Source organism: Pedobacter sp. UC225_65, from assembly GCF_042698365.1.
Taxonomy (GTDB): domain Bacteria; phylum Bacteroidota; class Bacteroidia; order Sphingobacteriales; family Sphingobacteriaceae; genus Pedobacter.
Map to the genome: position 1 here is coordinate 1,796,238 of NZ_CP170550.1, position 26,028 is coordinate 1,822,265.

The following is a 26,028-nucleotide window of genomic DNA, read 5'->3' on the forward strand; positions in this document are numbered from 1 at the left end:
CCTCTTTTTTTGTCGCGCATTGACCTTGCAATGCTAATCACCAGACCTTAAATTTGATAGTTACCTAAAAACCTGTATATGAGAAATGTAATTTATGGGATGAACATCAGTATTGATGGCAACTGCGACCATACCAACGCTACGCCTGATGAGGAAATCTATGATTACTTTACCTATCAAATGCAGGATATAGACCTCATCGTTTATGGTCGTAAAACCTACGAGTTAATGGTACCTTATTGGCCTGATGTTGCAAAAGCACAATCGGGCACAAAAGCGCAGAATGAATTTGCTGAAAAACTCACCGCTATCGACAAAATTGTTTTTTCTCAAACATTGGAAAGTGCTGATGGCAATACCCGTATTGTTCGCGACCATCTGGCAGAAGAAATACTTAAACTGAAACAAGGGCCGGGCAAAAAGATTTCAATTGGCGGGGTTAGTCTACGTTCGCAATTGATGGCGTTGGGCTTGGTTGATGAATATTATTTTGTGATACACCCGATTATTGCTGGCGAGGGAAAACGCTTGTTAGAAGGCCTTCCACTCCAAGAAAAGATAAAATTAAAACTGGTTGATGTAAAGATTTTTAAATCGGGCTGTGTGGGGCTGCATTATTTAAAACAGTGATAGAGAAGCTTCAAACTGAATGGAAAAGTCACTTAAAGATAAGTGGCTTTTTTTGCATTGATAATTCTTTGAGTGTGATTAAACATTAAGGAATTAAGAAGGGTTTTCAATTAATCTTTAATCTTGCAGTGCATAGGTTAAAGATTGTCATTTATTAATTTATAAGATTCATAGATGCTATCTAGGGCTTCCCGAAACTAACATATTCCTTCGCCTCCATTCCTATGCAACTATCTCCATCATCTACTCGTCTTGTGATAAACCTGATAAGTATGAGCAAGATAAAAATATGTGTTAGTTTATTGATCTGGATAGGTATCCATCCCATCGCTTTTTCGCAAGAGAAAGAAGATTGCAATTGCGCATCCGTATTAAAAGAGGTGATTTTAGACGTAGAGAACAACTATCCTGGATATCAATTGAAGACAAAAGGCGAAAACTTGTCCAATTATACAAAAGTAAAGCAAACTGCTTTGACCAAATCGCTCGCTACAACAGATAGAGTTCAATGTTTTTATATCATAGAAAGTTATCTGCATTTTTTTAAGGATAACCACCTTATTTTTACCGATTGGAAATCAAAACCCCAACAAATCCTTAAATTAAATCTCCCCAACACTAAAGAATCTGTTCAGCAGCAAAATCAATTAATGGGTACTTGGCGTAGGATTAGTGATTCGCTTACCGTTAAAATAATTTCTGCAACACTTAACAAAACCCCTGTTTATAGGGCCTATATTATCCAAACTAAAGATAGCACACTTCAAAAAGGGAATATCTATTTTGATCTATATGGTGATAGCAATACATTCAGGATCAGGAAATATACTGGAGCTTTAACCACCGATCTGCTTCGTGGTCGCCGGTTAAAAAATTTGTTGTTAGAACCAAATGGGATTTGGGAAAAAGTAAATACCAAACAACAACATCAACCATTGGTACTTTCTGAGTATGCTTATAACAAAAAGTTTAGGCACAAAGCTATTTCTTCAGCTATCTATTATATAGGTATTCCAGAGTTTAACATGAACGCGACAAAATTTGACTCACTGATTGTTCATCAAATCTTACCCGCACTCAATGCCAACAAGACCAAACATTTAATTGTTGACCTTAGGAATAATCAAGGTGGAAATAGCTCTTTTGGATCTTTAGCAAGGTTTACCTACCAACAACCGATCGTGTTACCGGGAGATTACGTCTATTCAACACCTCAAATGATCAAACGATACCAACAGTCTGCCAAAGAAGGTTCAAGCCATTATCAAAACATGTTGCCTAAACTGATGGCTAACCCCGGTGCATTTGTTCAAAGGGATTCGCTAAGGATAGCACTAAAGGAAAGATATACCTATCCAGAAACAGTAATTTTCATTACCAACGAAAATTGCGCCAGTAGTACAGAGTATCTTTTAATCCTAGTTAAATCAAGCAAAAAGGTTAAGGTTTATGGACGTCATACTGCTGGTACTTTAGATTATAGTGAACTATACGAACCTGAAAAACTGACCTGTAATGGCTATGGATATTTAAGGCCTACTACAAAATCTTTTTGGGTAAGATCAACATCCGATTGATCAAAAGGGCATACAACCCGATATAGACCTTAGTCAATATCCTGATCATGAATGGGTAGATCGGATTGTAGAAAGCCTAAAGAGAAAGTAATGAGTTTTCCAAGAATCTATTTTTTTAATTATCAACTCTATTGACCCAGCCTTAAGAGCATTATATTCATCAAGATGTAAATGATAATTTGTAGGAACAGCATCTTGCGCTAATGCAAGAAACTGCTTTACCAAAAGAAATCAATCCGGCCTTATTTGCTGAAATTAGAAACTCTCCATCAATGATTTAAAACAGAATTATTATTCATTTTATAAAGTAATCATTTTTATAAAAAAATATATGATAATACCTCCCGTAAGAATGGTTATAGGAAAATTGATATACCAAAATTTACTAACCCAGTTTCTGAAAAGAAACATGTTCAAAATACTTATAGCAAAAATTCCACAAACTAAACTAATCAAAGCGTAAGTCCCTAATGCAAATGGAATCTGTGCACTAGAATGTTCATTAGCACTTAAAAATGGAATAACTAATACAAATACTAAACATAGGATTATCCAGAATAGATACAGTTTAAAAGGATTAAAAGTAAAATTTTTCATAATTTACCCTTTAAAAAAACTTCCATTTCCAGCAAGTATTTATCGGCATTTTCAATAGTGACGCTATCTCCTTTAGTAGCATTTAAAATCTCTAAAGGAGCCCAATATTCATACCACTGCTCAATTAGCTCTTGGTCTTTAAACTCGCCAGCATGTAAAGCTCCTTCTAATTCACCAATCAAATCAAAATAATGAAGATTTCCTTCACGAAAATCATTAATTGATTTAAGCATCCTGTTCCAAAGTCTCGATTGATGTTCGTTCAATTGTATTAATTCTTAGTTTTTATACACTAATTACTCGTAGTCTATTAAAGATTTTGAACTACTTAACTTTTCTACCCTATTTCTTCCTCTTTGGCTTCGGCATAGGCAATTCTTTTACCGTAACCCTTACCAATTCGCTTAACCATTCACGGTCTTCAATTTTGTCTTCAATTAAAAAACTCGGTTTGGCACCAGGGTATGGAGGAGCTTCCACCACCTCGCCAATAAATGTCCGTCCGGCTTCGGTTGGTTTGATGAACAGCTTATTGTCGCTGATCAATGCGAATATTTTCTCATCTGCATAGATACCATATTCGCCGAACATCTTTTTAGCGCTAAGGTTTCCTACATTTTCGAGTTGTTCTAAAACAAAATCTACAAATTTTTGGTCTGAAGCCATTTGATTTGGTCATTAGGTAAATAGAAGGTATCGTTTTTATTTTAATGCAGCTACCGCTGCCTCAACAGAAGTCACAAAGTTAACCTGCTTTCCATTGTTGCTTTCGTAAATAAAGTCTTTTAAACTTTTGCTGGTAAATGCTGAGAAATCGCCTACAATAGCCAAACGGACACGATAAGTAGAAAACTTTTGGAGGATCTCTCCCGCCATTTTATTCTTTAGGTCGAAAAAGTCTATAGTGATGTTCTTTTGGTGGAGAATCATCCTATCGAAACCTTGGTAATAAACATTCCCCAGCAGGTCTAAGGCATCTTCAACATTCTGGATGATGATTTGGTCTGAGGTTATCTCTGCAATTTCTGTATCGTTGATGTTATGGGTCTGGATGTTCATTCGCTATAATTTGTTATGTACTAACAATTGAGCACAAAATATCCAAAAGTTTCTTCACACACAAATAATGAAATAGTTTTTCTCCCCAATAAAAGCGGCTTTACCTAGGGCTTAATTTAACAGGTGGATCTCTGCAATTTTCTTTTGGATAAACTGTGCTTCTAATGGGCTAACCTGACAATGGAGGGCCTGCTGGTAACTCCTTAATGCTTTTGCAAGCTCATGTTGGTCTTTGTACACTTTTGCCCAAAAACAATGGAGCAAATGATGATTCTTAAAGAATTTGTTGGCGCTCAATTGTTCAAGTAGGCGGATGGCGTCTTCATGTTTTTTACCAAGGTATAGGGCCGCAGCATGGTTCAACAACGTAAACGGCGAAGGATTCAATTGTTGTAGTTTGGCATACAGCACTGCGATCTGCGACCAGTTGATGGCGTCGAATGTTGCTGCAGTGGTATGTAAGTAGGCAATGGCCGCTTCAATCTGATAGGGAGTCTCTTTTTGAGCTTCTCTTTTCGATTCCAATAGGTAGGTATTGGCTACGGCAATCATTTCTTTGTTCCAACAGGATCGGTCTTGCTGCGCCAGCTCTACCAGTTCGTCTATATCATTGAGCCTTGAGCATGCCCGTGCCAAATGATAGAGCATCAATGCATATAGGGCCTTCACTTCGCCAGCTGCTTTTACCTTCATCTTAATCAAGGTCTGCAAAATACTCAACGCATCTTCGCACAGGGCCTGATCGGTAAGAGCTCCCTTTGCAGAGAGCCTAAATCCTTCGGTAAACATTACATACACGATCTTGAGTACCATCTTTAACTGTGGTTCGTTGTTAAAGTCTACTTCTTGGTCAAAATTCCATTGATGGTTTTTGCTTTGGGACCGCCAACGGTACAATATCTTAGAGATTGTATCTTCATCTGTACCCAATAAGGCTGCTATGCGTTTTACCTGAAGGCCATTGATATACCTCAGAGCCACCACCAATTGGATCTTGGGCGAAAATGCGGATCTGATACATACATAAAGCACTTTGAGCAACTGTTGTTCATTATCTACCTCTAGATCGGCAATTTGGTAGGTTTCTTCAAACAAGCGTTTTCGGTCTGCATTCTTTAGGCTGGTATAGGCCATGTTTCTAATGGTCTTATACAACCAGGCTTCTGGATGCGTTGGCAGTTCTTGGGGCCATTTTTCGGCAGCAATGGCAAAAGCTTCTTGCACAATATCTTCGCATACCGCAATATCCTTGATTCCCGTATGGTAGATCAAGTTACTGAGCAGCTTACCAAAATGGTTTCGGTAGAGTTTGGCCAATATTGCTGTAGTTCCGTTGTCCATTGCCCACAAATATCCTACTTATCGTAATAAGTAGCGTCACTGATGATCTTTCCATCTTTGAAAGTGAGAATGGTGCTGATCGGTAATATCCATTGATGCCCTTCGGTTGTGCCACTAGAGGTAAACTGTATACTCACTTTGTCATCGCCCGCAAATATGGCGCTGATTTGGTCTTTGATATCTGGCGAAACCTTTTGCATTGCTGCATAATTGGCCATCAGCTCTGTTTTGTTTTTCTTTACCCAATCTATGCCATAGGCCGGATCCAGAAATTTGGCATCTGCGGCATAAAAGCTCGCCATCTTGTTCCAATCGTGCTGGTTAAAGGCATCGAACATTGCGGTTGCTGTTTTAAGATTAGCGCTGGTAATTGCTGTCTGTGGGTCTTTTTTTTCTGCGCAGCCCAATAGCAAAAGCAGGCCCATTAACAGGCCTGCAAAATAAGGTATCTTCATCATTGCTTAGTTTTCAATGTTCATGATCGGACGCACTTCTATGCTTATCTTTTGCTGCAATACATGTGGACATTGACCAGCCAACATTGCTGCTTGCTCAAGATCTTTGGCCATGATGATCAGGTAACCACTAATACCTTCTCTGGCTTCTAAGAATGGTCCATCTGTTGCAACCTGCCCTACCAGTTTCGATTCATTTTCTAAGGGTTCTCCGCTAACAAAAAGATCCTGTTTGGCCAATTCTTCAACCCAGGTATTCATTTCTGCAATGTCTTGTTCCATTTCTTGTTCAGATAGTTGTTGTAAGCGGGCAATGTCCTCGCGGATTCAGTAATAAAAATTTTTTCATGCTTTTGTTTTTGGTATAGTAGCTAAAGTTCAACGTTTCCGGACATCTTCCTCAAATTTATTTTCAACAATTTCCATTTCAGTTACAAATCTTAACACGGGGTTAAAAAAGGACAGTTTTGGCCCCTATAAATGTCGCATTTAGCCTGCTGCGTTTTAAAAAGTTGCTTTACCTTTAGGTTATTGATTAAACATTGAAATATGGAAACTAAAAATAGAACCGCCATTACGGTACAAGCAACTATAAATGCACCAATCGCCACTGTTTGGGAGGCATGGACCAATCCTGAACACATTACCAAATGGACCAATGCTTCTGATGATTGGCATGCACCTTATGCCGACAATGACCTACGTAAAGATGGAAAGTTTAAAACCACCATGGCCGCCAAAGATGGTAGTTTTAGCTTTGACTTTGAGGGAGTATACACCGCGGTTGAAGAACACCAGACGATTGCCTATGTAATGGCTGATGGAAGAACGGTAAAGATTTCTTTTACCAGCAACGGGGATACAACAGCTATTGTTGAAACTTTTGATGCTGAAGACCAAAACCCTATTGAAATGCAACAAGGTGGATGGCAATCTATCTTGAACAATTTTAAAAAATACGCAGAGAACCTTTAGTTAATCCACACAAAAGCGAAGTCTTATTTAAAACAATAGGCCCCGATTACCATTTGAGGTATTCAGCGCCTATGCTTTTGCATGTTGAGGTTGGTCTATTTAATGGTCTGGATGTTGTCTGCCAAATTTCCATCCAACAGGTAGCCGTAAGGGTCAATAGCCACGGCCTTTGGTTTTTTATCCAATACAATGCTCAACTTTGTTTCTTGTTGATCAAAGCGGATCTTTTTGAAGTAGATGGGTTTGGTGTTTTTGTTCCAATCTAAGTCTGCTTGATCAAAAAAAGCCAAGTCTATATCCATATCTGGCTTTAGCAGTTTGTCTACACCTTGTTTATGCTCGGCTGACCCTACCTGTAGGTCTACTTTGTACTTGCCATTTTCAATTGCTTTGCAGGCCAGTACCTTCACATTCAGTTGATAGGTAACTACCTGATGAAAACTATCGTCTATAAACTTTTTCTGGTTGGCAGGTGCCAATTGATAGAGTGCTGCAATCAGGTCTTCGGGTTTGGCTTTTGGATTCGGATTTTCATGTTGCGCAATCAGATTGCGCAAAGTCTGGTTCACAGCTTCTTCTCCTAAGATTTCTTTTGCTGCATACATTGCCAGCCCTCCTTTTTGGTAATGTACATGATTTTGTTGATAGGTCTGTGCCAATGGAAATTCCTTTTCATTGGGATCTTGGTTTAAGAAATAGATGTTATTGTCGTCTTTTAGGTAATTGCTCAGGTACATTTTACCAAAGTTCTTTTCTAATAGCACAGCCTCGGTATACTTGGCCAATGATTCTGTCAACATCGGGGCTCCTGGTCCATCAACAGGTGCCAGTTGATTTGCCCACCACTGGTGTGCTACTTCGTGTGCAGTAATGGCATAACTCTGATTTACCTTATTTTCATCGCTAAAATCAGTTAGGTAATTGATCCTTTCTGCATTGAAAACCACGCCCATGTAAGCTGTTGCTGCTCCTTTGTATTGTGGGATCTCTGCCAAGGCGAATTGTTTTAAAGGATAAGGACTAAAATTGTCACTCCCATAGTCCAAGGCATCTTTAATGGCCCTAAACATGGTCTTTACATTTTGTTCGTGCCCAGCTTGGTAATACACACGTAGGGTAATCCCTTTGTGGTTTTCTGTTTTAACTTGGTAACGTGCCGAACTCAATGCAAACATAAACCTGATAGGCTTGTCGGTTTGATAGGTAAAATAGCAACGGTTATTGGCTATCCACGATTTTTGCAATGTACCTACGGTAACCACTTGTTGATCTGGAGCAGTAGAAATGGTAGTTTCCAAATTGACCAAATGATAGTCGCGGTCTGTTGATTCGGTAATAGAGAAAGGAGGTAATCCAGCTGTTTTTCTTAATCGTTCATCCTCGATTCTCCAATCCATAGTTGTAGCCAAAACGGGGCACAAACTTCTCCATTTCGATGTATGAACCATTAGACACCACAGAATTTTCGCTGTCAAAAGGAACAAAGCCAGACCTGACTACCTCAAACGAGAAGTCCATTTTTAGTTCTGCACCCGGCTGTAATGGGCTTTTCAGGTTAATGAATTGTTGGTTATAGGTCTGGTCTATCGCTTGTTTTTCGGCATTGGCAATTTCAATATCAAAATAGGTAACTGCAGGGTTTAAACTGATCCATAACTTGCTAATAGGTTGTCCACTTTCATTTTTGAGCTGGTAGGTTCCTTTTACCTGATATTTTCCTTCGTCGGTAAATAGGTCTACCTGTGTTTTAATGCTTTTGACCATGGGTTGTGGCAGTTCGGCAAAACGTTTGTATTTCTTTTCATAATCGATTTTCCATTGGAGTGCTGTTTGTTTGTTCTGATATTTGCCGATAACATTGGTCTGCTGGTAAATAAATGCACCACAAGCGACCCAGATGATGGCTCCAATGAGTACCACAAATTTTGATCTCCAAATGGATTGAGGTACGAATCTTAAACGATCTAAAAATGTGCGTTGTGTGCTACTTTGCCACATGCCAATGGTCAATACAGCAAGAATGACTGCAAAACCTGTCCAATATAACATGTACCAATCAAATGCCTTGGCATAGTGCCCAAAGTTGTTAAAAGACGAGAACTGAAGATCAGGCACGGTAGCAAACCTTAAAAGATAGTGTTCTATGCCAAGTCTAGGTGCAAACAAAAATAGAAAAACTACCACCATGCTCAACATCATGCCTACATATTTATTGGCGGTTAGGTTTTGTACAAAAATAATTAGGATGATAAACAGCAGTAGCGGAAATGCACTATAGTAGTAGAGCGAAAGGTATTGGGGCAGCTCAATATCGAAATATCCATTAAATACCTGCAGGCAAACGCCAATACCAATATTTGCAGTTACCAGTACAAGTACCAGTACACCCAAGGTTAAACATTTGGCACCCCATAATACACTATTCTTAACGGGCGTACTGTAAACCAGCCCTTGGATGTTGGCGGTTCTTTCTCTGCCGATCAGTTCTGCTGCATAAAATATAAGCAATACCAATCCGAATTTCATGGAGCGCATCTCTTCGATGATCGCAGCTGTTGTTGGGTAATATTTAATACCATACGGGCCATGTAGAATGGAGTCTTTCAGTTCTACAGCAAAAATGAAGATCCATAACAACAGCATCACCATAAATGGGATATGTTTGAATAGCGAGATCACTTCTAACTTAAATTGCGACCTAAATGCGGCAAAGTTATAAGCAAAACCTGCTGGGGAAACATTAAAATGTTTAAATGCAACTATTTTAATTTCCTTTTGGGCTTTTGTTTTTTGTTTGGTTTGACCTTGGGTCTGCAACCTAAAGTTAAACAGCCGATAACTGATGGTTATGACCAAACCACTAAAGGATAACCACAACAGGCGATTGGCCAAGAAAACTTCTTTAATGGGAAAGAGTTGTTGGTTGCGTTGCAGGTCTGACCATTTTCTTGTATCGCTAAAGAAAGAAGCCAAACCAAATGGATCGATCAAAAAGGGCAACATACTTGGATCGTTGGTCTTTACAGAGCTGGCCAATAATGGCGAATTACCCAAAATAGAGGCCACCATATACAAAATGTACAACAATACACCTGCTGCATAAATGGCCCGAACGTTTTTGGTGATAATGGCTGTACAAAAGATCAAACTTGTTGCAAAAAGCACATTTGGCAGACCAAAAATAAGTAAAGGGTACACGTAATCGATCAGCTTAAATGGGCCTAACAGACTACCATCTACAAAAAATGTTCCTATCCATATACCAATCACCGTAATCACCAATAGCGAAAAAACGGCAATCAGCAAACCCAAAAACCTAACGGTAAAATAAGGAAAGCGTTTAACCGAGGTAGTGAATATCACTGAGTCCATTTTGTAGATTACATCTCTTAACACCACATTGGCACCAAAAAGTGTTCCAGCAAAAATGGAGAGTAAAGAAAATAGGGCTACGATATTGTTGATCACATAGGGTGCATTTTTATGGATTTCGCTTCCTCCAAAACCTCCCTGAACGGCTGCGAAACAACCCAACACCAAAAACAATAGCGCTGCGATGATATAAGAAAGCTGACCAAAATGATATTTTAGCTCGAATTTCAGCATTGAACTTAACATGATGCGGCCTCCTTTGCTCTGTTCTGCACACCAAACAATGCAGCAAAATACACTTCTTCCAATCCAGGATAAAACGGCTGGAAACCTTCGCCTGGGTTATGTTCTGCCAATACATAGACTTGGATCTTACCTGCAACAATCCTTGTAGAAATGACATTAAATGAGGATTGGTAATTGCTCAAGGTGGCTTTTTCGATTTCCTTGCGCCAAACCTGTCCTTTTAACTTTTCGGTTAGCGCTGCTGGTTTGCCTTGCAGGATCAATTTGCCATTGGCCAAAATGGCGGTTTCTGGACAAAGGTCGTTTACGTCTTCTACAATATGTGTAGAGAGCATTACCACTCTTTGTTCGCCAATTTCGTTCAACAGGTCGTGGAAGCGGTTGCGTTCTAAAGGATCTAATCCGGCAGTTGGTTCATCCACTATGATCAATTGGGGGTTGCCCAATAAGGCTTGTGCGATCCCAAAGCGTTGTCTCATCCCGCCAGAAAAGGTACTTACCGACCTTTTCCGTACTTCGTACAGATTGGTCTGTTGCAACAGGGCCTTTACTTGCTCGTTCCTTTCGTTCTTGTTTTGCAAACCTTTTAAAATGGCCATGTGGTTAAGCAGGTCTGTTGCCGATATTTTAGGATACACACCAAAATCTTGTGGCAGATAACCCAATTGTGCACGCATCTGCTGTGGATTTTGAAGCACATCGTTTCCGTCAAAAAATATTTTACCAGCATCAGGTAATTGTAAGGTAGCAAGCGTACGCATCAAGGTCGATTTTCCCGCACCATTGGGTCCAAGCAGGCCAAACATTCCATTAGTAATGGCCAAAGAAACATTATCGAGTGCTTTTACACCATTGTTATAGTTTTTGCTAAGGTTTTGTATGATCAGTCTTTCCATGTTTATTTTTATTATGATGGCGCAAATTAGGCTGCAGACTTGGGCTGGATAAATTTAAGTGATGAAGGAAAGGAAAATAGTGACGAACGGCGGGAAGGTTTGATGGAAGATGTAAAAGGGAAAATGTAAGATGGGTTATTTTACCAATGACTAATAAACAATTGAACCAATGACTGATGACTAATGAACGATTGAACCAATGACTAATGAACAATTGAACCAATGACTAATTTCAATCTGAGCCCGTTGAAGACAATAAACCTTTCATCATCATTATCGCTACTTTCATCATTTAGATTTCGTGGCTTCGCATTTTTGTTGTTCTTTTATTATTTTAACATGATGAATACTTCTTTTAGTCTGTCTAAGTTTGTACTTAAGTATACCGATTTTTTGGCTTTTGTGGGGCTGTGGTTGTGGTTTGGTATCTTTCAGGTGCAGGAAAAGGATGCCGTTTCTTGGACGACCTACCTTACAACGTTATTGGTTCTTCTACCAACACAACTTACAGGGCTTGTTTTTTCCTGGCATAAGCCTAATCGTTTGGCCAACTTTAACAAAAGCAGGTTTTTGCTGTACTGGGTTGGTTCGTTTTTGGTAGCGCTGCCTCTATTAACGGTGGCCAGTATCTTCTTATTTTCTGGTTATGATTCTATGCTCTTTATTGGTGCTGCTCTTTGCAGTTTCTTATTGGAAGTGGTTTTATTGGGCAATTATTTTTATGTAAAGAGGGTACAACACATCAAATGGATCAAAAAAATAGGTTTGGAGAATGCTGTACTGGTGAGCCTTATCTTATTTGCACTCATTATTTCGACCATGGCGGTATCAAGTATTGGCAACCCAGAATATGATACCAAAGATAGGCTGTTGGTAGGTTTTGTATTTGTGCCTACAAGGTTAATTACCCATTTCTGGACTTTCTTGGGGTTCATGATCCAATTTTTATTGATGTACTTGGCAGGTTACCTGTTCTTTTTATTGAACAGCAGGATATTGGTGTCTAAAATATTAAAGCAAAAAGGATTGGTGCTTTATATCTTAAGTGCATTGGCTGCCGTTGCGATATTATACCCGATTGTAGGGCAGTTATTGATCTTGATGCCGATCAATCAGGTTTTTGGTCGTGACATTTTTTCGCTCAACCCTTTCTTGTTGGAGAATGGTTTCGGTGCCATGGTGATCATTGCCTTAAGCTTGCCTATTGTTCTGGCTTTGCAATGGGGCAAACAGAATACGCATATCCTGAGCTTGGAAAGGGAGAAATCGCGGACGGAATTAGATCTATTGAAACAACAGCTCAATCCTCATTTCTTTTTCAATACCTTAAACAATCTGTATGCCTTGAGTTTGCAGAAGTCTGAGAAAACCTCTGAAAGTATCCTACAGCTTTCGGAATTGATGCGTTATACCATTTATAAAGGACAGGAAGACAGGGTAAGTATTGCGCAAGAGCTTAAATACCTGGAAGATTATATCGACCTGCAACAAATCCGTTTAAAAAAGCCTTTGCGGTTGGAGTTTAATAAACAGATTGAAAATGAGCGGGTACAACTAGCGCCTTTGTTATTCATTGTATTGGTAGAAAATGCTTTTAAACATGGCATTGAACCTGCCGAAGAGGTTGCTTTTCTAAATCTGTCGTTGACCTGCACTGATCAGGAACTTAGGTTTGTTTGCGAAAATTCGATAGAACCTGAAGAAACTAAACAAAAACCTGGGATAGGTTTGGATAACTTAAAGAAAAGGTTGGAACTCCTATATCCAAAGGCCTATACATTGGATATCAGCTCAAATAATACTATTTTTAAGGCAGTACTATATTTGAAATTAGCATGAGCTTACGTTGTTTAATTATAGATGATGAACCTTTGGCACATGAGGTGATCTTAGAGTATAGTAAGGATATTCCCTTTTTGGAAATATGTGGTCAATGTTACCGAGCAACAGAGGCTTTCGAATTTTTAAGCAGTACCGAAATTGACTTGATCTTTTTGGACATCAGGATGCCCAAACTTACGGGTCTGGATTTTTTAAGGACGTTGAAACATCAGCCATTGGTGATGATCACTTCTGCTTATGAAGAGTATGCTTTAGAAAGTTTCGACCTTGCTGTTTGTGATTACTTGTTGAAACCTTTTAGATTTGATCGTTTTTTAAAGGCAGTTAACAGAGCGTTGGAAAGTCACGAACTGAAGAGTAAGGCCGGAAATGCTTCTTCTGGCGCTAACAATGAGGGTGAACAGATTTCGATCAAGTCTGATAAACGACATGTGTTGGTGAAACTTGCCGACCTCCAATATCTGGAAAGTTTGGGTAATTATGTAAAGGTTTGGGGCGACACTGAGTTTCTTTTAACACCCAGAACGCTAAGCAGCTTTGAAGAGCAATTACCTCGTGATACCTTTATTCGAATCCATAAGTCTTTTATCTTGAACAAAAAGTTTGTCCATTACATGGAAGGTAACGTAATCTTTTTAAAGAATGGTAATCAAGTGCCCATTGGCAAAAACTATAAGCCAATTATTAAACAATTGTTGGACATTGAGGAATAACTTATTGTTTTGATCTTTTGTGGTTCGTGCCCTCACGAACCACATTATATGACAACACATTACATTACAATGGTCAGTTCTTTTTATCAAACCATTCTACCCATTAACGGATCAGTTTTAGTTACTTCGCCTGTTTCAACGTGTCCGGCAAATCTTTCTTCAAAATCGTGGTAGTCTTTTAGCTTGATGCTGAAATCGTACCAGTTATGGTTTTTGCTGAGGTTAAGTACCACACTCATTTTTGTGCCTGCGGCAATAATTTTTGTCTGACTCCCAGTGTTGTAACTATTGTCGTTAATGCTAATGGCGTGCGACTTCTTATCTTTATTTACAATGCTAACCAATACATTTCCGGTTGCTTTTGTGGCATTGAGTCTACTTCTTTCCAGATCGCAGGTAATCTGTAGCAAAGGGTTATTGGCATCGCCTTTAAACTCTCTAAAGAAACCATTCGGGCCATAAACCTTTAAGTGGTATTTACCATTCTCGAAATCGTTGAGGTTCCAATCATCTGTCAAGGTATCGCCCGCGGCTACACTGTAATCCCATGCCCTTAGTTTTTCGTGCTGATAAGGATTGCTTGCATACACCCTAAACGGCGACCCTACAGCTTTATCTCCAAAAATAATCCTACCTGCTTTAAAGGCAAGCGCTACCTGTTTCTTTTTTTTGTTGAAACTGGCATTTACATACATTTCGTAAGGTAAGGCGCAGGCCGAACGGATCCTTTTTCTTGTTGCGGCAAATAGGGTGAAGTTGTTTGGTCTTTATTGATCTGTTCAACTTCTGCTGGTGTTAGTTTTTTAAAGTTTGCAGGTACTTGTTTAAACTGCGCCTGATGAATCCCTTCGATAAAGGTTTTCCTATCCAAAAACTCAGGACCGTTTATCTTTTCGCCATTATATGGTCTAAATGCAGAACTCAGATCTCCACAAATGGTACGACGCCATTGGGTAATGTTTTCTTCTTTGATTTTTTTGTTCAGTTTCTTTTCTAGAAAGTTCTCTAAAAACTGTAATGATGAGGTATGGTCGAATATTTCTGAGCATACAAAACCACCACGTGTCCACGGAGAAGCAATGATCATGGGAACTCTATAGCCTAGTCCAATGGCACTTTCTCTAATATTGTTTTCGTTGGCCGATGGATTGTGCTGTTGGGCCTTGGTTACAAAATCAAGCTTTGGATCAATGCCTGAAGATACTTTACCTGTATTTTCTTTGTAAGGGTTTGGTACTACGTAAGGTGGCATGTGATCAAAGTAACCATCATTCTCATCATAGGTAATGATAAAGATCGTCTTTTTCCATACCTCTGGGTTCTGCAACAAAATCTCCATTGCCTCACTCACATACCAAGGTCCAAACCAAGGTTGCCCCGGATGGTCTGAAAAATGTGCAGGTGGCATCAACCAAGAAACAGTGGGTAAAGTTCCGTTTTTTACATCCGCCCTAAACTGATGGAAAACATCTCCTTTCGGTACTTTTAATTCTCTTTCTGTACCCTTATCATTGTATTTCAGGCTATCTAGTTCGTGGTAATCTGGATCATTTACATTGGTGGTAAATGCTCTATCGTTTAAGGCCTTATCGTGTTTTGATAAACTATCGAAACTATCTTTGGTGTATTTGCCTTGTGCGATCTCTATATTGGCCAATACTTTTTTGGCGGCTGTTAGTCTTTGTGTTGTTTTATCGTCTACAGGTTGTTTTTCAAGATCGGCAATCTGTTTAAGGATATTTTCTCTTTTGGTCTGCAGATTGGCGATACCACCTTCGTGCAAGCGCACATTATATTGTTTAAAATACTCTAGTACATTGGTGCCGAAATTGCTCAACCAAGCACTCTCCTCTCCTTTTAGTCCATAGCCCATGCTCAGCTCATTCTGGTAAACCTTCCACGAAACTCCATTTTCTTCTAAACGCTCTGGATAAGTGGTCCAATCCAATTCTGGATAGTCGTAATTGCTTACATTCCACAAGTGTGCCATTGCGGCCACTTCATTTCGATCACGTACGGTACCCGTCATCCAATAATGGCGGTTTGGGTGTGTACCTGTGATGCTCGAACAGAAATTATGGTCGCAAACGGTAAAAGCATCTGCTAGCGAGTAGTAAAAAGGGAAATCAGAACGGTCGCAATAACCCATGGTCAAAGGCATATTTGCATATGCTTTGTTACGTGCTTTTTTGGTGTCGAGCCATTTGTCGTATTTACCATTGTTCATGGCATCGGTCTGATCGCTCCATCCATGCGGTAAAGAGCCCATCCAAGCTACCTTGGTATCTTTAACATCCAAATGAAAAGGGCCAAAGGTTTCGCCTTCTTTGTTGGTCTGTAGCCAAACCTTATTGTTGTCGGGCAGGCTGATCGCCCTTGGATCATTAAATCCGCGTACCCCCTGTAATGTCCCTAATTGATGGTCAAATGAGCGGTTTTCCTGCATTAAAAAAACAATGTGTTCTGCATCGTAAAAAGTACTGCCAAGCGCTGGATTAATGGCCAATGCTTTTTGGATAACTGGTGGCAACATGTTCATCATTGCTGCGCTACCTGATAACAATGCCGCTTTCTTTAAAAATTCTCTTCTTGAATCCATCATTTCTATTTAACTGGGTAAACCGTGGTATTTTCGAAATCAAATATCTCGACGCCCGTTAAATTTGATGTTAGCTCTAAATTAACATAAAGGTAGTTTATGGTATTATCGATGTTACAGCTCATCAACGGATAGAGCCAGCAGGATTTTATTTCTTTTTCCTATCTTCCCTCAATGAAATCTTTGACGGCCATCTTCTTTTTATTGTTTTGCACCACTGCTTTTGCACAACAAGATTCTTTATACTTGTTAAAACCTGCCCAGGTTTTTGATGGTGAAAACATGCACCAAAATTGGGTGGTGCTGATCAAGGGCAACAAGATTGAAGCGATTGGGGCCATGACTTTTAAGCTACCAGCCAAAACAAAGGTTATCGAAATGCCCGGAACTACCTTATTACCGGGTTTGATCGAAGGACATTCGCACTTGTTTTTGCATCCTTATAATGAAACACCATGGAATGACCAAGTTGTTAAAGAAAGCAGGGCCGAACGAACCGCAAGAGCCGTAATGCATGCCCAAGCTACCTTATTGGCAGGTTTTACAACTGTAAGGATCTTGGAACCGAGGGTGCTGATTATGATGATGTGGGCCTCAAACAAGCCATAGAGAAAGGAATCATCAAAGGACCAAGAATGATTGTGGCTACCAAAGCGATTGTTGCCAAAGGTAGTTATGGGCCCAATTATAAAAACGCAGACCTCGACCTACCTCAAGGTGCTGCAGAAGTTGGCAACTTGAACGAGATGAGTACTGAGGTGTATAGCCAAATTGGCAAAGGTGCCGACCTGATCAAACTGTATGCCGATTACCGTTGGGGATTAGGCGGTGTGGCCGCCCCTACTTTTAGTATTGATGCCATTGCACTGGCCAGCGCTATCGCCAAAAGCAGTGGTCGACAAACTGTTGCCCATGCTTCGACCAAAGAGGGCATGCGCAGAGCCGTTATGGGTGGCGTAGCTACCATTGAACATGGTGATGCGGGCGATGAGGAGATCTTTAAATTGATGAAAGAACGAGGCGTAGCATTTTGCCCTACATTGGCGGCAAGCGATGCTACCTTACAATACGATGGCTGGAAAAAAGGTATAGACCCAGAGCCAGCAAGGATCACCGCCAAAAAGAAAAGTTTTGCAGCAGCCATGCGAAGTGGGGTTGTCATTTTAATGGGAGGTGATGTTGGTGTTTTTACACACGGAACAAACGGACGCGAGATGGAACTGATGGTTGAATATGGTATGAAACCCATCAATGTATTGCGCTCGGCTACTGCTGTAAATGCAGGCGTTTTTGGTTATGGCGATCAAATAGGCCGTTTACGTGAAGGGATGCTGGCCGACCTGATTGCTGTAACAGGCGATCCTTCTACAGATATCAAAAAGGTAAATGCAGTTGTATTTGTGATGAAGGACGGGAAAATCTATAAATCCAATTGATCATCCACCCACTTTTAGCCAACCTGTAATGCTCATCCTGGGTACATGGGTCAACAACACTTCGTGCAAGAGGTCGGTGCTTTTAAAAAAAACCGATTTGCCATTTTCTGGTGCAATGTTTTGCTGGCTATCTTCGTGGTAGATACACAACTCTCCTCCATCAGACAATTTCCAATCTGCATTGAGATACATCACCATCGAATAGGCCCTACTCCCATTTTGTTGAAACTGATCAATGTGTTTTTGATAGAAACTCCCTTTTTCGTAAAGGGTATAATGAAATTCGTAACCCGTAATCCCAGTATAACAGGTAAGGTTTAAATGGGCCACAAAGCTATCCATCAGTTCAAAAAATGCATTTTCGTGTTGGTCGTTGTGTTGTCGGTCTAACCAATAGATCACATCGCTTCTTACCAACTTATTGTGCACAACTGTATTTTTATTGCCGGTTCCTGCAGCCAGCAACAATTTGTCTTTGTATAAATTAATGAGGTTGTTTTTCAAATGACCCGCAAGTGGGGCATCTAAAAAGTCATTTGCTATCCCAACTTTGTTTGCAATGAAACTATCGATGAGGGTATTAAAGATTTTTTCCAATAAAATGGATTAATTTGGCCAATTGCCTATTGGTGAAGGTAGACTAAATTAAGTACAAATCATTTTATTATTTGCAGCGTGGATTTACGCCCAATACCCAATTGCGGATTACTTCTATGTCTTTGGCACTTTGAGCACCTTTAAAGCCACTGATATCGGCATAAGTGATTTGTTTTACATAAGCCTTTAAATAGTTTTTAGACAAAGGCACGTAGCTCCAATGCCATTTCTCTTCTTGATAGCCACTTGGTCTATTGGCACTAAAAGGTTGTTCAAAACCAAATTTTGGGGCATTGTTGAGCAACCAGTTGTATAGTTTTTTACCTGCAGGGGTATGGTAATACGCCGGCTTCATGTTGTTCAGGTCGAGGTCCGTTCCCCAATGATGCCTGGAGGTACCTGGCATAGACCACCACCTCAATAGTTGAATCACTTTTTGTTGGGGCACTTTGATATTGGCAAATTGACTTGCAGTCCATTTGGATTCCCATTTGGCGCATTGATCTTTAAATGAGCGAGTACCTGAAATGATCTGCAAATCGATACCTGCTTGGAGCGCTGCTGTTCTCATTTTTACAAAAGCCCTGTAAGTTTCCTTTTTTACATAGACATTGTTTCTTGCAAATTGGGTGGGCACCTTGATCAATGAAGTGTCTCTGGTGTAATCATACCTTCCCATTAAAAAATCTTTGCTCTGACCATAGGTATTGTTGATGCAGAGTTGCACCGTTATAAATGCCAATAATAGCTTAATAAAGTTGATTGTTTTCATTCGTGCTACAGTTAAACTCTATAAACATAGAGTTTATTCTACAATTGTAGAATAAAACAATACTAAAATTTTAGTTACAGTTAGGCTGTAAATCGAAAAACAGGTTAAAAAGCTATTATTTTAAGAATTTGGACTTGGGCTTATATACCAATCCATCCATTGCTTGATGACTCCAACTCGCTGTTTTAGATATTTGGGACCAAAGAAGATGCTTGACCAATCGTCGAAATTCTCATATTGGAAACGGAGGTAGAAGATCCAAAACGCAAAACCAAAATAAGGAATGGCTTTGAGTTCTTCCTCACTTAAAGGTTTTACAGTACGGTAACTTTCTACAAATACAGCAAAAGCTCGATCTGCTTCTTGTTGGGTCAGCTTACCGCTCCATACTTCCATAAAATAATGGACATAAAATGAGGAAATATCGTTGATGAGGTATCCTTTCCCAGCAAAGTCGAAATCGAAAAAAGTGAGGCTTCTCTCATTTTCGAAATGGAAGTTCTTTGGTAAAAAGTCGTAGTGACAATATCCATAGCTAAACTTGCTGAGGTCAAGTTTTTCTATTTCAATTACTACTTGAACTACCGCTGTTGTTAAATAAGCATATTCTTCTTCCAAGCCTTCGAAAGCAGGCTTAAAAACAGCTAAGGGCTGCAATAACATTGTATCAATGGTAAATTCTTTTCGTGGGTATTTAAGCACTACAGTTGAGGAAACCTGATGAACAAGGGCCATTTCCCTGCCTAGTGTTTTTAGGTGTTCATCAGTCAGGTCTTGTACTACCGCTCCTTTGGCGAAAGTAAACAGCACCCCATATCTGATACCTTCGGCTGCATTAAATGATTGGATCTGTGCTCCATCCATCGCTTTGATAGGATAAGAAACCTTAGCACCATTGGCTTGGTAAATATCCAACAATTCTACCTCGGCCTTGATCTCTTCAAGCTTACGGTGCGCATCTCTGTAGTCTTAAAAATGTATTTGTCGCGTGCAGTTTCTAAGAGATAAGTATCACTTACATTATGGATGAGCAATTTGCAGTTGATGGCATCTAGGCCATATTTTTCGGATAAAAAATCTTTTAATGCAACAGCAGAGAGTGTAGAATATTGGGTAGGAAAAATGGCCATAGCCTACAAATATAGTCAAAGCCTATACGTTTAGCTACGAAAAGGTAATTTTGAAATGTTTACAGCTTAAGCAGGTTCTTCTGCTTTGAGCTTTTTATCCACAATAAAAGGAGCAAATGGCAATAAAGAAGCCAAAAAGATCATTACGGCCTTACCAAATTTCCATTTTGTTTCTTGCCAGGCAAGCACCAAACAAGCTGCATACAATACAAACAACAGTCCATGGGCCCAACCCGTATACTTAACGGCCAATGGCATATCTGCCAAATATTTTAAAGGCATGGCAATAAACAATAATAAAAGATAGGAAATTCCTTCTGCAACGGCTACTTTTCTGAATAAGTTTAATGAGGTCATACGAGCTACTTTGCCGTAAAAGTAAACAAAGCAATCTTTTATTATGGTTGTATCTTTCTTTTTTACAATCTACTAACTTAGTGCTGCCGGTTAAAATTCGAAACTGTCCAAATACTTATAGCAAGAGCCTGTATTTAGTAAAAGCACCTTTGCTGTGGTATGATCTGGCCATTTTTTAACAATCGCTTTAGGGCCGCTAATAACGCTGCCCCTTCTGGTGCCACCAACATGCCTTCTGTTGCGGCAATCTCTCTTACACACATACTGATCTCTGCTTCCGAAATTGCCAATGCCAACCCCTTAGATTCTTCCAAAACCGCTAGCATCATCTTTTCTGCAAAAGGTTGTGGCACGGCCAGACCATTGGCAATAGTTGGCGATCCTTTATAGGTACCACAGTTTGCTTGTAGACCTGTAAAGGTATCCACAAGTGGCCTGCAGTTTTCTGCCTGTACGGCAATCATTTTTGTGGGGATCTGTTTAACCCAACCCATCTTCTGCATTTCTTTAAAAGCTTTCCAGATACCGATCAAACCTGTACCCCCACCAGCTGGATACAGGATCACATCCGGCAATTCCCAATTCAGCTGTTCAGCAATTTCATAACCCAAAGTTTTTTTACCTTCTAAACGGTAGGGTTCTTTCATGGTAGAGATATCGAAATAATCGCGCTCCTTTTTGATTTCGGCCACCACTTTTGCACAGTCGTTGATCAAGCCATCAACCAAAACAAGTTCTGCGCCAAAGGCCTTACATTCTTTTTTAAAGGCTTCGGGGGTATGTCTGGGCATGACCACAATTGATTTCATGCCTGCTTTTGCACAGTAGGCACTTAATGCTCCACCTGCATTACCGGCCGTTGGCACAATACAACCTTCTACATCCAGCTCTTTGGCTTTTGATACTGCCATACTTAAACCTCTTGCTTTAAAGGATCCAGTAGGGTTAAAAGATTCATCTTTGATCAGCAAATTGTCCAAACCCAAACGATCAGCAGTCCTGTCCATGTTCAGGATTGGAGTCCAGCCCTCTCCTAACGATACCCTATTGCTTTGGTGCAACAAAGGCAATAGCTTTGCATAACGCCACATTGACCTTTCGCCTTGGATCATGACCTCTTTTGGAATTAAAGGGCTTAATTGGAATTGAACTTCAATGGGCGATTTCCCACATTGCACACAGTAGCTGTTCAGTTGGTATTTATTATAGGGATGACGGCAAGCATTGCAGTTCAGCTCATAATCAATGGTTATAGCTGAAGCGTCGATATTTAAAAGTTCGGTTATCATATGGCTAAATTAATGTGTTAAACATTACATAGCCAATACCGTTTTCGAATAACCTATAACAATAAGTTATAATGATTTTTAGCAAATTTGATAAACGCCTTGTTGATTCCGCTGTTTTCTTCACCAATGCGTTGGATAAAGTAAAAATGCCGATCGATGTTCAGGTCTTCAATCTCAAGCTGTACAAGGTCTCCTCTTTCCAATTCTTTTGCTACGGCCTTTAAAGGTAGAAATCCTAAACTGTCATCGGCCAGAATAAAATTCTTTAAAGCTTCAGTGCCACCTAACCTCATACAAACGTTCAGGTCGGCAATTTTGATGTCGTGGCTTGACAAGGCTTGTCCAATGGCAACGAGTGTACCAGAGCCTCTTTCTCTAAGCGAAATTGGGATTTCTTTAAGCTCTGCAATGGTATATTTGTTTTTTGCTGCCAGATAGCTTTTTGGGGCACATACCGGAACTACTTTTTCAGTGAGGAAATACTGACTATTTACGTTTGCCATCTTCTCTTTTCCTTCAATAATGGCCAAGTCAATTTCGTGATGGACCAAAGCCTCCATTACATTCTCGGAATTTCGGTTCACCAAACTGATCTTAACTGCTGTATTTTGTTTGCGGAATGCGGAAAGTACAGCCGGAATAACATACAAGGCAATGGTTGTACTTGCACCAAGTTTCAGCTCGCCATTAAGCAGTTGTTTATTATGGATACTACCAATTTCGAACTCGATCTGTTTGCTCAACGCGCTTGCGGTCAACAGGTGCTGCTGCAGTACAATACCAGCTTCGGTAAGCAATACAGCTCCCTTTTTACGTTCGAAAAGTGGTGTTTTGTAATGTTCTTCTAGGTTTCGGATGTGTTTACTAATGGCTGGCTGACTGATAAATAGGATTTCGCTTGCTTTGGTAAAGCTTAAATGTTTAGCAACTTCTATAAAAACAAGATGATTAAAAGATAGCATATCTTAAACATTTTCAATAAATTATTGTCAAACCTTAAAAGCAATATTGGTCAATTGCTATTTTGCAAGCTTTTTTAGACTTTCTTTGATTCGCCACAGGTATTTATTTCGGTAATAAATATCTTTCACTGCTTTTAAAATCTCTTCTTGATTTGCATCACCCTGATCAAAAGTTGTGGTGAGCGATTTTAATTCGTTATCGAGTTCTTTAGCAATCTGTTCGGTCTGACTTGTTACGGCTTCCAGTTTTGTAGGATCAGCATCAAACTCCATTTCCATCAAGGCTTCGTTCACATCCATCATGTCCATCAAAAAGCTTTGAGGGAGGGCATAATTCTCTCCTTCTACCAATTGGCCTTTCAACTCAAGGATATAATGTAATCGTTTTTGTGGGTCTTTTAAAACCTGAAAAGCTTTGTTGTTAAGCGTAGAAAGCTCCAATACCTCTTGTTGTTTCTCTTCGCTCTCGTTAATGTAAAAGTCTGGGTGAAACTTCTTACTCAATTCATAAAACTTCTGTTTTACCAATTGTTGGTCTGGATCAAAACTAACGGGCAGCTCATAGAGCTCAAAGTAATTCATTTTTTCTATTTATTGAACAACTTCAGGATATCATTACCAAAAGCAAATACCATTAAACTCAATAGGATCACAAAACCTACTACTTGTGCACGTTCCATAAATTTATCGCCCAATGGTTTACCCTTGATCATCTCGATGATCAAAAATACCACATGTCCACCATCTAAAGCTGGGATGGGTAATAAATTCATAAAGGCCAATGCCATTGAAATCAATCCGGTTAAGCGCCAAAAGTTTGCCCAATCAAATTCACTACCATATACTTTTGCGATACCGATAGGACTGCTGATGTTTCTGGCACTTACCTTACCTGTGATCATTTTCCAAATCCCTTTTCCATTGTCGGCAAAGGTTGTCCATGCTTTGGTTGTACCTACAGAGAACGATTCGAAGAAACTATAATCAATATGGGTGGTTGGTAATTTGCCACGACCAATGGCCACACCAATTGTACCTTCTTTGCTTACTTTTGGACTTAAAGTTAATGGACTTCCATTACGCAGAACCTCAATGGCAATTGTTTTCCCAGCAGATTTTTCAACTTCGTCTGTAAATTCATTTAAAAAACGAACGGGTTTATGATTAATTGCAATGATACTATCTCCCACTTTAATTCCCGCCTCTAAAGCTGGTGCAGGTTCTGGAGCAACCGGTTTAGGTTTTACAAAAAACTCTTTGATTTTGGCAAATACGCTTTTTGATTTTTTTTCTTTGGCGGGATCATAAACACCTGATATTTTTTCTGCTACGAAGCGAGGGGTAACAAATTCTTCAATCCCGTGCTCACTGATGCTATTTAAAACACTCTCTGGAACTTTTAGGTCTATCGCTTTTCCATCACGAGAGATAGTCAATTTAGGGCTTCCCAATAAAACTTTAGAACTGATCAGCTCTTCGAAACGCACAACTTTTTGTCCGTTGATGGCCAAGATGCGGTCACCGTTTTTAAGTCCGATTTCTTTACCTATAATACCAGGATTTACACCATTTACCAATTGGTCATTCGTAATATAGGTTTCGCCATATTTAAAGGTCAGCATCCAAAAGATCACGATACCTACAATAACATTTACGATGATACCGCCCAACATTACGATCAAACGTTGCCAAGCTGGTTTCGACCTAAATTCCCATGGTTCTGGTGGCAATGCCATTTGTTCGGTATCCATCGATTCATCGATCATACCCGAAATCTTTACATAACCACCCAATGGCAACCAACCTACACCGTATTCTGTATCGCCAACTTTAAAGCTAAAAAGTTTAAATCCCCAAGCGTCAAAGAAAAGATAGAATTTTTCAACTTTGATCCCGAAAGCACGAGCTGCTAAAAAATGTCCTAATTCGTGTAAAATCACTAGTATCGATAATCCCAGCAAAAGCTGGCCCGCCATGATCAGTCCGTCCATATATGTAGTATGTGTATTGTTCTTAGATTTATTAAAATTTAATTTGTTACGTGTTGACTTGCAAATATACGTGTCTGCTTGTCGGTTTCTAAATAATTATTGAGTGTAGGCTGCGCAATAAAATCCATTTGCTCCATACATTTTTCAATCACCTCACTCATTTGTAAAAAGCCTATTTTGTCTTTCAGAAATGCTTCTACCACCACTTCGTTGGCCGCATTTAGGATACAAGGCATGTTACCTCCTTTTTCCATTGCCGTAAAGGCAAGCTCAAGGTTACGAAAACTTTTTGTATCTGCTTGCGTAAATGTCAATTCTGGATAGTTTAAAAAGTTAAATCTTTCAAAATTGCTGTTTACCCGTTGCGGGTAGGCCAATGCATAATGGATAGGCAGTTTCATATCTGGCAGGCCCAATTGTGCTTTAATCGATCCATCCGTAAACTGTACCATAGAGTGGATAATGGATTGTGGATGTACCACTACTTCGATCTGTGCTGTGGTTAACCCAAATAACCATTTGGCCTCAATAGCTTCCAGGCCTTTGTTCATCAACGAGGCCGAGTCGATGGTGATCTTAGCCCCCATTACCCAATTGGGATGTTTTAAGGCTTCGTTTTTGGTTACATTGGCCAGAAATGACAGATCTTTTCCTCTGAAAGGACCACCAGACGCCGTTAAAAATATTTTTTCAATGGGATTGTTTTCTTCGCCTACCAAACATTGGAAGATGGCCGAATGCTCTGAATCGACAGGAATGATCTTTACACCATGTGATGCAGCCAATTTCATCACCAATTCGCCCGCAACTACCAAAGTCTCTTTATTGGCCAAACCAATGTCCTTTTTTGCTTCAATAGCAGCAATGGTCGGTTTTAGGCCTACTGAGCCCATAATGGCAGTGAGTACCAATTGTGTTTGTGGCAATTGTACCGCAGCGATCAATGCATCTTCGCCACTTAATACTTGTATACCTGGCAATGCATTTTTTACGGTCTGATAGTGTTCTTCTGCAGTAATCACTACCATTTCTGGCTTAAACTCCAATGCCTGTTGGATCAACAGTTCGGCATTGTTCTGTGCGGTTAAAGCATCAATTCGGTATAAATTAGGATTGGCACGCACTACTTCTAATGCTTGGGTCCCAACGGAGCCTGTACTTCCTAAAATGGATATATTTTTAATATTGATCA

28 protein-coding genes are annotated in these 26,028 nt (G+C 39.7%); 7 read left to right on the top strand and 21 right to left on the bottom strand.

Annotated elements, in window-relative coordinates; genetic code table 11:
• The first annotated feature begins 78 nt into the window (after positions 1–78).
• Together ACFJIZ_RS09435 and ACFJIZ_RS09440 are read left to right on the top strand one after the other, a co-directional pair.
• Positions 79–630, top strand: coding sequence for a dihydrofolate reductase family protein (locus ACFJIZ_RS09435; protein WP_379092756.1), 552 nt, complete (start codon positions 79–81; stop codon positions 628–630).
• A gap of 272 nt (positions 631–902) precedes the next feature.
• A complete protein-coding gene (locus tag ACFJIZ_RS09440; RefSeq protein WP_379092759.1) occupies positions 903–2,207 on the top strand; it encodes a S41 family peptidase in 1,305 nt (434 codons plus the stop codon).
• 593 nt (positions 2,208–2,800) lie between these two features.
• Here the strand turns inward: ACFJIZ_RS09440 and ACFJIZ_RS09445 are convergent.
• From ACFJIZ_RS09445 to ACFJIZ_RS09470, 6 genes are all read right to left on the bottom strand, one after another.
• A complete protein-coding gene (locus ACFJIZ_RS09445; RefSeq protein ID WP_379092762.1) occupies positions 2,801–3,070 on the bottom strand; it encodes a hypothetical protein in 270 nt (89 codons plus the stop codon).
• Positions 3,071–3,146: 76 nt separating this feature from the next.
• On the bottom strand, positions 3,147–3,470 hold the full coding sequence (locus ACFJIZ_RS09450) for a TfoX/Sxy family protein (protein WP_379092765.1): 324 nt from the start codon (positions 3,468–3,470) through the stop codon (positions 3,147–3,149).
• A gap of 36 nt (positions 3,471–3,506) precedes the next feature.
• The gene (locus tag ACFJIZ_RS09455; RefSeq protein WP_379092768.1) at positions 3,507–3,863 is read right to left on the bottom strand and encodes a DUF4180 domain-containing protein; all 357 of its coding nucleotides are present in this window, start codon (positions 3,861–3,863) and stop codon (positions 3,507–3,509) included.
• Between the two features lie 111 nt (positions 3,864–3,974).
• Positions 3,975–5,204, bottom strand: a complete 1,230-nt coding sequence (locus ACFJIZ_RS09460; RefSeq protein ID WP_379092771.1) for an RNA polymerase sigma factor — start codon at positions 5,202–5,204, stop codon at positions 3,975–3,977.
• 14 nt (positions 5,205–5,218) lie between these two features.
• Positions 5,219–5,662, bottom strand: a complete 444-nt coding sequence (locus ACFJIZ_RS09465; protein WP_379092774.1) for a nuclear transport factor 2 family protein — start codon at positions 5,660–5,662, stop codon at positions 5,219–5,221.
• Between the two features lie 3 nt (positions 5,663–5,665).
• Positions 5,666–5,986 carry a YciI family protein gene (locus ACFJIZ_RS09470; RefSeq protein WP_379093980.1) on the bottom strand — a complete coding sequence of 107 codons (321 nt, stop codon included), beginning with the start codon at positions 5,984–5,986 and terminating at the stop codon, positions 5,666–5,668.
• Between the two features lie 222 nt (positions 5,987–6,208).
• On the opposite strand from ACFJIZ_RS09470, the gene ACFJIZ_RS09475 reads away from it, so the two are divergent.
• Entirely contained in the window at positions 6,209–6,634 is a 426-nt protein-coding gene (locus ACFJIZ_RS09475) for an SRPBCC family protein (RefSeq protein ID WP_379092777.1), read from the top strand.
• Between the two features lie 95 nt (positions 6,635–6,729).
• Here ACFJIZ_RS09475 and ACFJIZ_RS09480 read toward each other — a convergent pair whose 3' ends face one another.
• Genes ACFJIZ_RS09480 through ACFJIZ_RS09490 form a run of 3 tightly spaced genes read right to left on the bottom strand, consistent with a single transcriptional unit; the run spans position 6,730 to position 11,148 of the window.
• The gene (locus tag ACFJIZ_RS09480) at positions 6,730–8,031 is read right to left on the bottom strand and encodes a M1 family aminopeptidase (protein ID WP_379092780.1); all 1,302 of its coding nucleotides are present in this window, start codon (positions 8,029–8,031) and stop codon (positions 6,730–6,732) included.
• Positions 8,009–10,240 carry an ABC transporter permease gene (locus tag ACFJIZ_RS09485; RefSeq protein ID WP_379092783.1) on the bottom strand — a complete coding sequence of 744 codons (2,232 nt, stop codon included), beginning with the start codon at positions 10,238–10,240 and terminating at the stop codon, positions 8,009–8,011. Before ACFJIZ_RS09485 ends, ACFJIZ_RS09480 begins: the two co-directional genes overlap by 23 nt.
• 5 nt (positions 10,241–10,245) lie before the next feature.
• A complete protein-coding gene (locus ACFJIZ_RS09490) occupies positions 10,246–11,148 on the bottom strand; it encodes an ABC transporter ATP-binding protein (protein WP_379092786.1) in 903 nt (300 codons plus the stop codon).
• Positions 11,149–11,487: 339 nt separating this feature from the next.
• On the opposite strand from ACFJIZ_RS09490, the gene ACFJIZ_RS09495 reads away from it, so the two are divergent.
• Both ACFJIZ_RS09495 and ACFJIZ_RS09500 read left to right on the top strand, forming a co-directional pair.
• Positions 11,488–12,987, top strand: a complete 1,500-nt coding sequence (locus ACFJIZ_RS09495; RefSeq protein WP_379092789.1) for a sensor histidine kinase — start codon at positions 11,488–11,490, stop codon at positions 12,985–12,987.
• The gene (locus ACFJIZ_RS09500) at positions 12,984–13,703 is read left to right on the top strand and encodes a LytR/AlgR family response regulator transcription factor (protein WP_379092792.1); all 720 of its coding nucleotides are present in this window, start codon (positions 12,984–12,986) and stop codon (positions 13,701–13,703) included. Before ACFJIZ_RS09495 ends, ACFJIZ_RS09500 begins: the two co-directional genes overlap by 4 nt.
• 86 nt (positions 13,704–13,789) lie before the next feature.
• Here ACFJIZ_RS09500 and ACFJIZ_RS09505 read toward each other — a convergent pair whose 3' ends face one another.
• Both ACFJIZ_RS09505 and ACFJIZ_RS09510 read right to left on the bottom strand, forming a co-directional pair.
• The gene (locus ACFJIZ_RS09505) at positions 13,790–14,398 is read right to left on the bottom strand and encodes a phospholipase domain-containing protein (RefSeq protein WP_379092795.1); all 609 of its coding nucleotides are present in this window, start codon (positions 14,396–14,398) and stop codon (positions 13,790–13,792) included.
• On the bottom strand, positions 14,389–16,302 hold the full coding sequence (locus tag ACFJIZ_RS09510; RefSeq protein ID WP_379092798.1) for a phosphocholine-specific phospholipase C: 1,914 nt from the start codon (positions 16,300–16,302) through the stop codon (positions 14,389–14,391). Before ACFJIZ_RS09510 ends, ACFJIZ_RS09505 begins: the two co-directional genes overlap by 10 nt.
• Positions 16,303–16,476: 174 nt before the next feature.
• Between ACFJIZ_RS09510 and ACFJIZ_RS09515 the strand changes: the two genes are divergently transcribed.
• Together ACFJIZ_RS09515 and ACFJIZ_RS09520 are read left to right on the top strand one after the other, a co-directional pair.
• The gene (locus tag ACFJIZ_RS09515) at positions 16,477–16,911 is read left to right on the top strand and encodes a hypothetical protein (protein ID WP_379092801.1); all 435 of its coding nucleotides are present in this window, start codon (positions 16,477–16,479) and stop codon (positions 16,909–16,911) included.
• Entirely contained in the window at positions 16,890–17,738 is an 849-nt protein-coding gene (locus ACFJIZ_RS09520; protein WP_379092804.1) for an amidohydrolase family protein, read from the top strand. The genes ACFJIZ_RS09515 and ACFJIZ_RS09520 overlap by 22 nt, the downstream gene beginning before the upstream one ends.
• On the opposite strand, the gene ACFJIZ_RS09525 is transcribed toward ACFJIZ_RS09520, so the two are convergent.
• From ACFJIZ_RS09525 to ACFJIZ_RS09570, 10 genes are all read right to left on the bottom strand, one after another.
• Positions 17,739–18,335: a 2OG-Fe(II) oxygenase gene (locus tag ACFJIZ_RS09525; protein ID WP_379092807.1), complete on the bottom strand. Its 597-nt coding sequence runs from the start codon at positions 18,333–18,335 to the stop codon at positions 17,739–17,741.
• Positions 18,336–18,402: 67 nt separating this feature from the next.
• Entirely contained in the window at positions 18,403–19,107 is a 705-nt protein-coding gene (locus ACFJIZ_RS09530) for a M15 family metallopeptidase (RefSeq protein ID WP_379092810.1), read from the bottom strand.
• A 120-nt stretch (positions 19,108–19,227) separates the two neighbouring features.
• Positions 19,228–20,022: a phosphotransferase enzyme family protein gene (locus ACFJIZ_RS09535; protein ID WP_379092813.1), complete on the bottom strand. Its 795-nt coding sequence runs from the start codon at positions 20,020–20,022 to the stop codon at positions 19,228–19,230.
• Between the two features lie 5 nt (positions 20,023–20,027).
• Positions 20,028–20,237 carry a hypothetical protein gene (locus ACFJIZ_RS09540; protein ID WP_379092816.1) on the bottom strand — a complete coding sequence of 70 codons (210 nt, stop codon included), beginning with the start codon at positions 20,235–20,237 and terminating at the stop codon, positions 20,028–20,030.
• A 66-nt stretch (positions 20,238–20,303) separates the two neighbouring features.
• Complete coding sequence (locus tag ACFJIZ_RS09545; protein WP_379092819.1) at positions 20,304–20,594, bottom strand: DUF3817 domain-containing protein; 291 nt, start codon at positions 20,592–20,594, stop codon at positions 20,304–20,306.
• Between the two features lie 134 nt (positions 20,595–20,728).
• On the bottom strand, positions 20,729–21,883 hold the full coding sequence (locus ACFJIZ_RS09550; RefSeq protein ID WP_379092822.1) for a threonine synthase: 1,155 nt from the start codon (positions 21,881–21,883) through the stop codon (positions 20,729–20,731).
• A gap of 53 nt (positions 21,884–21,936) precedes the next feature.
• On the bottom strand, positions 21,937–22,845 hold the full coding sequence (locus ACFJIZ_RS09555; RefSeq protein WP_379092825.1) for a LysR family transcriptional regulator: 909 nt from the start codon (positions 22,843–22,845) through the stop codon (positions 21,937–21,939).
• Positions 22,846–22,902: 57 nt separating this feature from the next.
• The gene (gene hscB / locus ACFJIZ_RS09560) at positions 22,903–23,427 is read right to left on the bottom strand and encodes a Fe-S protein assembly co-chaperone HscB (RefSeq protein ID WP_379092828.1); all 525 of its coding nucleotides are present in this window, start codon (positions 23,425–23,427) and stop codon (positions 22,903–22,905) included.
• 5 nt (positions 23,428–23,432) lie between these two features.
• On the bottom strand, positions 23,433–24,836 hold the full coding sequence (gene rseP, locus ACFJIZ_RS09565; RefSeq protein ID WP_379092831.1) for an RIP metalloprotease RseP: 1,404 nt from the start codon (positions 24,834–24,836) through the stop codon (positions 23,433–23,435).
• A gap of 38 nt (positions 24,837–24,874) precedes the next feature.
• Positions 24,875–26,020 carry a 1-deoxy-D-xylulose-5-phosphate reductoisomerase gene (locus ACFJIZ_RS09570; protein ID WP_379093983.1) on the bottom strand — a complete coding sequence of 382 codons (1,146 nt, stop codon included), beginning with the start codon at positions 26,018–26,020 and terminating at the stop codon, positions 24,875–24,877.
• Between the last annotated feature and the right edge of the window lie 8 nt (positions 26,021–26,028).